A 7,149-nucleotide genomic window follows, 5' to 3' on the forward strand; every position below is an offset into this window, starting at 1 on the left:
GCGTGCCAGCAGCCGCGCCAGCGCCTCGGGCAGCCCGTGGTTCGGCTTGATCGGCGGCGGCGCAAAACTGCCCAGGCGCGCCGGTGCAGGTGCCAGCGAGACGAGCGTCTGCGCATGGCACACGGCGCTCGACACGCCGTCGACCACGGGAACCGGAATGCGGTCCTTGATCGAGCGCGCCAAGCCCGCCAGCGGCGCGCCGGCAATGATGATCACGTCCGCGCCGTCGTTCTCGATGGCCGACATGCACAGGGCCTTCAGGCGCTGGCCGTGGTCGTCCTGCACATGGCCGATGTCCTTGAGCGGACCGTCCAGGCTGCGGATGCTCGCCAACCGGTCGATGAGGCCGTTGGCCTGCACGCACTCCCGGTACCACGCCGTGATGCGCCGCGAGATCGCGACGATCGAGAAGCGCTTGCCCAGCAGGCACGCACTCATGAGCGCGGCTTCGGTGAGGCCGACCACGGGGACGTCGAGCGCCTCGCGCAGGCCGTCGATGCCGGGGTCGCCGAAGGCCGCGACCACGATGGCGTCGTGCCGCGTGTGGTGCTCGGCCGCGAGCGTGGCGGCGGCGTAGGCGCCGATCAGCGATTCGAAGCGGGTCTCGATGTAGGCCACGCCGAAGGGCGCCGTGACCACCTCGATGTGCGTGTCGCTCGCGGCCGCGCGCCGGGCCTCGGCCGCGATCAGGTCGGAGACGCTTTGCGAGGTGTTGGGGTTGATGAGCAGCAGGTTCATGGCGGTGGCTCCAGGTTCAGGCGGGTCGGCGGCTCGGCAGCAAGGTGGGCTCGCCCCGGCGCAGGAATTCTCCGCGTCCGGCGCGCGGATGGAAGCGTTCGCCGTCCCACACGACTTCACCGCGCGCCAGCGTCAGCGCCGGCCAGGCCTTCACCTCGATGCCCTCGTAGGGCGTGTAGTCGACGTCGTGGTGCAGGTCGGCGTTGCGGATGGCGCGCGGCGTGGTGCCCCAGACCACGAGGTCGGCATCGGCGCCCACGGCGATCGTGCCCTTGCGCGGGTGCAGCCCGTAGGCCTTGGCGGGGTTGGTGGACGTCAGCTCGACGAACTTGTTGATGGTGATTCGCCCGTCGAGCACGCCGTGCGAGAACAGGAGCGGCAACCGCGTCTCGATGCCGGGAATGCCGTTCGGGATGTGGCGGAACGCCACCTCTTCGCCGCCGGGCTTCTTGCCCTCGGGCGCGTCATAGCGGAACGGCGCATGGTCCGACGAGAAGATCGTGAACAGCCCGTCGGACAGCCCATTCCAGATCACCTGCTGGTTCTCGCGGTTGCGCGGCGGCGGGCTGCAGACGCAGCGCGCGCCCTGGTAGCTGTCGTCGATGCCCAGGTCTTCAGCGGTCAGGAACAAATACTGCGGGCACGTTTCGGCGAACACGCTCAGGCCGTGCGCGCGCGCCCAGCGGATCTGCTCGACGGCTTCGCGCCCCGACACGTGCACGATCATGATCGGCACGTCGACCAGCTCCGACAGCGCGATGGCGCGGTGCGTCGCCTCGCGCTCGACCAGCATCGGCCGCGAATGCGCATGAAAGCGCGGCGCGGTGCGCCCGCTGGCTTCGAGTCGCTTGGTCAGCCACTCGATGCAGTCGGCGTTCTCGGCGTGGATCATGGCCATCGCGCCCTGCTCTCTCGCCACCGACAGCACGTCGAGGATCTGGCCGTCGTCCAGCTTCAGATCGTCGTAGGTCATGTAGATCTTGAACGAGGTGTAGCCCTCGGCGATGAGCTGCGGCAGCTCGTGCTTGAGCACCTCCTCGGTCGGGTCGCTCACGATCAGGTGGAAGGCGTGGTCGACGTGGGCGCGGCCCTCGGCGCGCTGGTGGTAGTCCTGCACGGCGGCGCGCAGCGACTGGCCCTTCTGCTGCGCGGCGAACGGAATCACGGTGGTCGTGCCGCCGCAGGCCGCGGCGCGGGTGCCCGAGCCGAAGTCGTCGGCCATGCGCACGGGCGGCTCCATCGGCTGGTCGAGGTGGCAGTGGGCGTCGACGCCGCCCGGCGTCACGTAGCGGCCGGCGGCGTCGATCTCCTGCCGGCCGGGCGGCAGGCCGAGGCCGAGCTGCACGATGCGGCCATCGCGGATGCCGATGTCCGAATCGAAGGTGTCGCTGGCGGTGGCAACGCGGGCGTTGCGCACCACGAGATCGAGGTCGCGGAAGGTCATGGTCTTTCTTTGCTTTTCTGTCTGTGTCGGGGGCGGTGGCGAACGCTCAGGCTGTTGCGTCGAACAGCCGGCCCCAGCCCTTCACGGCGCCCGGCGCGACGCCGACCGTCTTCAGCGCGCGCCAGACCACGGTGGCCACCGAGTCGTAGATCGGGATGCCGAGCTCGCGCTCCATCTCCTCGACCAGCTGCGCGCCGCTCAGGTTGGTGCACATGATGGTGATGGCGTCGGGACGCTGCTGCGCCACCTCGCGCAGCATGCGGCGCAGCGTGTCGGGCTCGACCTCGCTGAACGAGAAGTTCACCGTGAGGTCCAGGTGGCGTTCGGCCACGCAGTCGATGCCGATGCCCGCGTAGTTGGCGACGATGCGCCGCTGCACATCCTCGACGTACGGCGACACCAGCCCCAGCGTGCGCGCGCCCTCCGCGGCCAGCAGTTCGTTGAGCGCCAGCACCGAGGTGGTCGCCGGGATGCCGGTCGCCTCGGTGATGCGCGCGCACAGCGCCTGGTCTTTCTCGAAGCCGAGCCAGCTGGCCGAGGTGCCGCTCCAGCAGATGGTGTCGACGCGCGCGTCGGCCAGCAGCCGCGCGGCCTCGAGGATCTTGCTGTCATCGAACTGGTTCAGCGACGCATCGCGCATCGAGATCTCGGTGACGGTGAAGCGCGAGAAATGCGCCGAGACGCCTGGCACGGCCGCGACCATCGCACTGGTCAGCGGTTCGAGCGCCGTGTTCGAGGAAGGCGTGAGCACGCCGATGAGTTTGCGAGAGGTCATGAGATGGAAGTCGGGATGGTTGGCATCAGACCGGCAGCTTCTTGCTGTAGTCGATCAGCATCGTCGAGCAGACGAACAGGCCCGCACCGGCGGCCGTGAACAGCATCAGCGCCATGAAGTACGAGCCGGTGGCCTGCACGATCAGGCCGACCACGATCGGCACGCCGATGCCCGCCACGTTGCCGCCCAGGTTCATCGTGCCGCCCAGGAAGCCGACCCGGGCACGCGTGCCGAGGATCGACGGCACGCACCAGAACAGGCCGCACCAGCGCAGGAAGAACAGCGTGACCGACAGCAGCACGACCACCGCGACCGGGTCCGTGATCCGCGTCACCATGAAGATGGCGATGGTCGCGATGATCGACGAGATGCCGAACAGCGTGCGCAGCACCTTGCTCTGCGACGCGCCGGCCGCCATCCATTTGTCGGCCAGCCAGCCGCCGAACATTTCGCCGACGAAGCCCGAGAAGAACATGATGAACACCGCACCGCCCATCTGCTTGATGTCGAAGCCGTGCACCTTCGACAGGTAGTTGGGCATCCAGGTGAGCAGGCCGTAGAACAGCGCGTTGAAGCACATCCAGCCGAAGAACATGCCCCACACCGAGCGGTAGCGGAAGAAGTCGAGCACGCGGCCGCTGGCATTGGCCGATTCCTTGGCGGCGTCGGCGGCATGGCTGGCCTCGATGTAGCGCGCCTCGGCTTCGTTCACGTCGGGATGCTGGCGCGGATGGTTGCGGATGTAGCGCCAGGCGAAGTAGCCGGCGATGACGGTGCCGACGCCGGCGATCACGAAGGCCAGGCGCCACGAGCCGAGCACGGCGATCAGCGCCGAGATCAGGATCGCGCCCAGCGCCGCGCCCAGGGGCGCGCCGCCGTCGAGCAGAGTGGCGCCGCGCCCGCGTTCGGTCTGCGTCATCCAGATGCCGTTGAGCTTGCCGCCCGCCGGGTAGATCGGCGCCTCGGCCGCGCCCAGGCCCAGCCGCGTGAGCAGCAGGGGCACCCAGCCGGTGCAGGCCGCGGCGATGGCCTGGAAGAAGCCCCAGCCCACGGTGGCGCCGGCAATGACGACGCGCGGGCCGAAGCGGTCGGCCAGCATGCCGCCCGGGATCTGCATCAGCGCATAGGTCCAGAAGAAGGAGCTGAGCAGCAGGCCCTGCACGGCCGGGCCGATGTCGAATTCCTTGGCGATCAGCGGCATGGCCACCGAGAGCGAGGCCCGGTCGATGTAGTTGATCGAGATCAGGAACAACATCATCAGGAAGATCTTCCAGCGCACCTTGGTGGGCTGGAGGGCGGCGTCGGGCGCTGCGGCGGTCGCCTTGGCGCCGTCCGTCATGGTGTTTTGCATCGGTTTGTCTCCTTGCAGTGGCACGGATGCCAGCTTGCAAGGAAACGACCCGGCACGCTGGCGAACTTTGCAGTCGCGGGTCGGGCTGGTCCGGTCCAGTGCACCACCGAGGCTGTGGGGCGGAATTTAGGCTTTGTCGAAATTAACGTCAACAACAATGTTGACAATCTTGTTGACGATAGTGGAGAGCACCTAGACTGCAGCCCCTTCCCGAGGGATCACGCGGCGTCGGCGGCCGGTGTTTGCGCAAAGTACGCCATGGCCGCCAGCACCCCGCTGCCGGCCACCGGCACGCCGGCCAGCTTGAAACCCATCTCGATGCCGGTCAATGCGGCCATCAGCGTGAGGTCGTTGCAGTCGCCCAGGTGGCCAATGCGGAACATGCGGCCCCGCAGCTTGCCCAGGCCCGCGCCCAGCGAGAGGTCGAAGCGCTGGTGGATGAGGCGGCGCAGCGCGTCGGCATCGACGCCCTGCGGCGTGATGACGCCGGTCAGCACGGGCGAGTGCACGCACTCGTCGGCGCACTGCGTCGGCAGGCCCCAGGCCTGCACGGCGGCGCGCACGCCCCGGGCCCAGCGCTGGTGGCGCGCGAAGATCACGGGCAGGCCCTGTTCGAGCACCATGTCCAGCGCCTCGCTGAGGCCGTACAGCAGGTTCGTGCTCGGCGTGTAGGGCCAGTAGCCGCCCTGGTTCATCTCGATGATCTCGTCCCAGGCCCAGAAGGCCTTGGGCAGGCGCGCGGTCTTCGCCACCTCGAGCGCCTTGGGCGACACCGCGTTGAAGCTGATGCCCGGCGGCAGCATGAGGCCCTTCTGCGAGCCGCTGACGGTGACGTCCACGCCCCACTCGTCGTGCCGGTAGTCGGCGCTCGCCAGGCCCGAGATGGTGTCGACCATCAGCAGCGCCGGATGGCCCGCCGCATCGATCGCGCGGCGCACCGCGGCGATGTCGGAGGTGACGCCCGTCGAGGTCTCGTTGTGCACCACGCACACGGCCTTGATGTGGTGCGTGGTGTCCTGGCGCAGGCGCTGCTCGATCAGGTCGGCCTGCACGCCGTGGCGCCAACTGCGCGGCAGGCCGGTCTCGTCGCTGCCTTCGAGCGCGAGGAACTCGGGCTCCAGACCGAGCCGGCGCGCCATCTTCTGCCACAGCGTCGCGAAGTGGCCGGTCTCGAACATCAGCACGTGGTCGCCCGGGCTCATCACGTTGACCAGCGCCGCCTCCCAGGCGCCGGTGCCCGACGCGGGATAGACGACAACCGGGTGCCGGGTCTGGAACACCTGCTGCAGCCCGCCGATGACCTTCTTTCCCAGCGTGGCGAACTCAGGCCCGCGGTGGTCGATGGTCGGCAGGCTGATGGCCCGCAGGATGCGGTCGGGCACGGGGCTGGGGCCCGGGATCTGCAGGAAGTGGCGGCCGCTGGGGTGGTTGTCGAGCGCGATCATGGGGGGTGTCTCCGTTCTGGATGGGTTGTGGAAAGTGCTAGAGCTGCACCGACGCGTGGCCGATGCCCGGGAATTCGGCGGTGACGAGGTCGCCCTCGCCCGCTTCGAGAATGCCGACCCAGGTGCCGGTTGTGACGACGGTGCCGGCCGCGACGGTCTGGCCATGGCGCGTGGCGTGGCGCAGCCACACGGGCAGCAGCCAGGCGGGATCGCCGAGCGAATGCGTGCCGCGACGCATCACGGTCGCGCGCGCGCCGATGCGCACCTCGCAGGCCTGCGCGGCCCAGTCGCGGGCGACGAACGGCCCCCACTCGCCGAGCACCAGCGCGCCGTGCGATTGCAGGTCGGCCAGCTTGCACAGCGCGGGCGCGTCGAGGGCCTCCTGCCAGCGGGAATCGACGATCTCGATCGAGACCGTCATCGCATCGACCAGCGCGCGTGCGCTGTCCGCATCGAGCGCCGATGCCAGGGCCGCATCGACGTCGAGCCCGATGCGCAGCGCGATCTCGGCCTCGATGCCCCGGAGGTGGAACGGCCAGTCGCCGGCCGTGGCCGGGCTGGTCCATACGCCGCGCGGCGGCAGCGGCGCATGCGTCAGCACGGCATCGCGCGACGGGCCGCCGGCCTTCCAGTACCGGGGCGGCGCCGCACCGAACCAGCCGAGCGCCTGCGCCACCTGCTGCTGCACGGCGTAGGCCTCGTCGGCCTGCGCGAGCCCTCCGGCCACGTCGGCCGCCGGGCTCGCGACGTGCGCGCTGCGCGCACGCACCAGCGCCTGCGCCACCGCGTCGATCGTTGAATGGGACATATCGGGTTCCTCCAGTGATCCCAGGAAAGAAATCAGAAGCGCGCGTGCAACGGCGCGAGCCCCTTCACTTCCGCCCGCACGGCCGTGCCCTGCGAGGCGAACAACATGCCGGTGCACGAACCGGTCGTCACGACCTGGCCGGCCCGCAGGCCCTGGCCACGCGCCGCACCTTCGTTGGCGAGCCACACGAGCAGTGCGCCGACGTCGGGGTGCGTGTGCTCCCCGACCGTGTGGGCGACGACCTGCGCGTCGAAATGCATCACGACCTCGGTCTGTGCGAGGTCGAGCCACGACCGTTCGAAAGGCGCGGGCTCGCCGAGCACGAGGCCGCCGTGGCACAGCAGGTCGGCCAGCAGCGCCGAGGGGCTGGCGTCGAGCCAGTCGATCAGGCGGGTCTCCGCTACCTCGATCACGAGCAGCACTTCCGCGATGGCACCGGCGACCTCGTCGCGGGTGTAAGGCAATGCGCGCGGCGGCAGGTCGGTGCCGAGGCGGAACGCAAGCTCGGCCTCGACGCCGCGCAGATGCCATGCACCGCCGACCAGCGACGCGCCGCCGGGCACCAACCCCTCGGCCGGCAGCGGCGCG

At 69.6% G+C, this 7,149-nt stretch carries 7 protein-coding genes; all 7 read right to left on the reverse strand.

Annotated features, from left to right (window positions below):
- Positions 1 to 738, reverse strand: a 738-nt coding sequence (locus VBO01S_RS30110) for an aspartate/glutamate racemase family protein (protein ID WP_062482544.1), incomplete at its 3' end; no start/stop codon positions are given.
- Positions 739 to 754: 16 nt separating this feature from the next.
- Positions 755 to 2,182, reverse strand: a complete 1,428-nt coding sequence (gene hydA, locus VBO01S_RS30115; RefSeq protein WP_062482546.1) for a dihydropyrimidinase — start codon at positions 2,180 to 2,182, stop codon at positions 755 to 757.
- A gap of 46 nt (positions 2,183 to 2,228) precedes the next feature.
- Complete coding sequence (locus VBO01S_RS30120) at positions 2,229 to 2,957, reverse strand: maleate cis-trans isomerase family protein (RefSeq protein WP_062482549.1); 729 nt, start codon at positions 2,955 to 2,957, stop codon at positions 2,229 to 2,231.
- Between the two features lie 25 nt (positions 2,958 to 2,982).
- Positions 2,983 to 4,308: an MFS transporter gene (locus VBO01S_RS30125; protein ID WP_062482552.1), complete on the reverse strand. Its 1,326-nt coding sequence runs from the start codon at positions 4,306 to 4,308 to the stop codon at positions 2,983 to 2,985.
- 218 nt (positions 4,309 to 4,526) lie between these two features.
- Entirely contained in the window at positions 4,527 to 5,753 is a 1,227-nt protein-coding gene (locus VBO01S_RS30130) for a pyridoxal-phosphate-dependent aminotransferase family protein (protein ID WP_062482555.1), read from the reverse strand.
- 37 nt (positions 5,754 to 5,790) lie between these two features.
- Positions 5,791 to 6,561 carry a fumarylacetoacetate hydrolase family protein gene (locus tag VBO01S_RS30135; RefSeq protein WP_062482558.1) on the reverse strand — a complete coding sequence of 257 codons (771 nt, stop codon included), beginning with the start codon at positions 6,559 to 6,561 and terminating at the stop codon, positions 5,791 to 5,793.
- A gap of 32 nt (positions 6,562 to 6,593) precedes the next feature.
- Positions 6,594 to 7,149, reverse strand: a 556-nt coding sequence (locus VBO01S_RS30140; RefSeq protein WP_082818345.1) for a fumarylacetoacetate hydrolase family protein, incomplete at its 5' end; no start/stop codon positions are given.

The sequence above is a fragment of the Variovorax boronicumulans NBRC 103145 genome, assembly GCF_001591345.1.
Classification (GTDB): Bacteria; Pseudomonadota; Gammaproteobacteria; order Burkholderiales; family Burkholderiaceae_C; genus Variovorax; species Variovorax boronicumulans.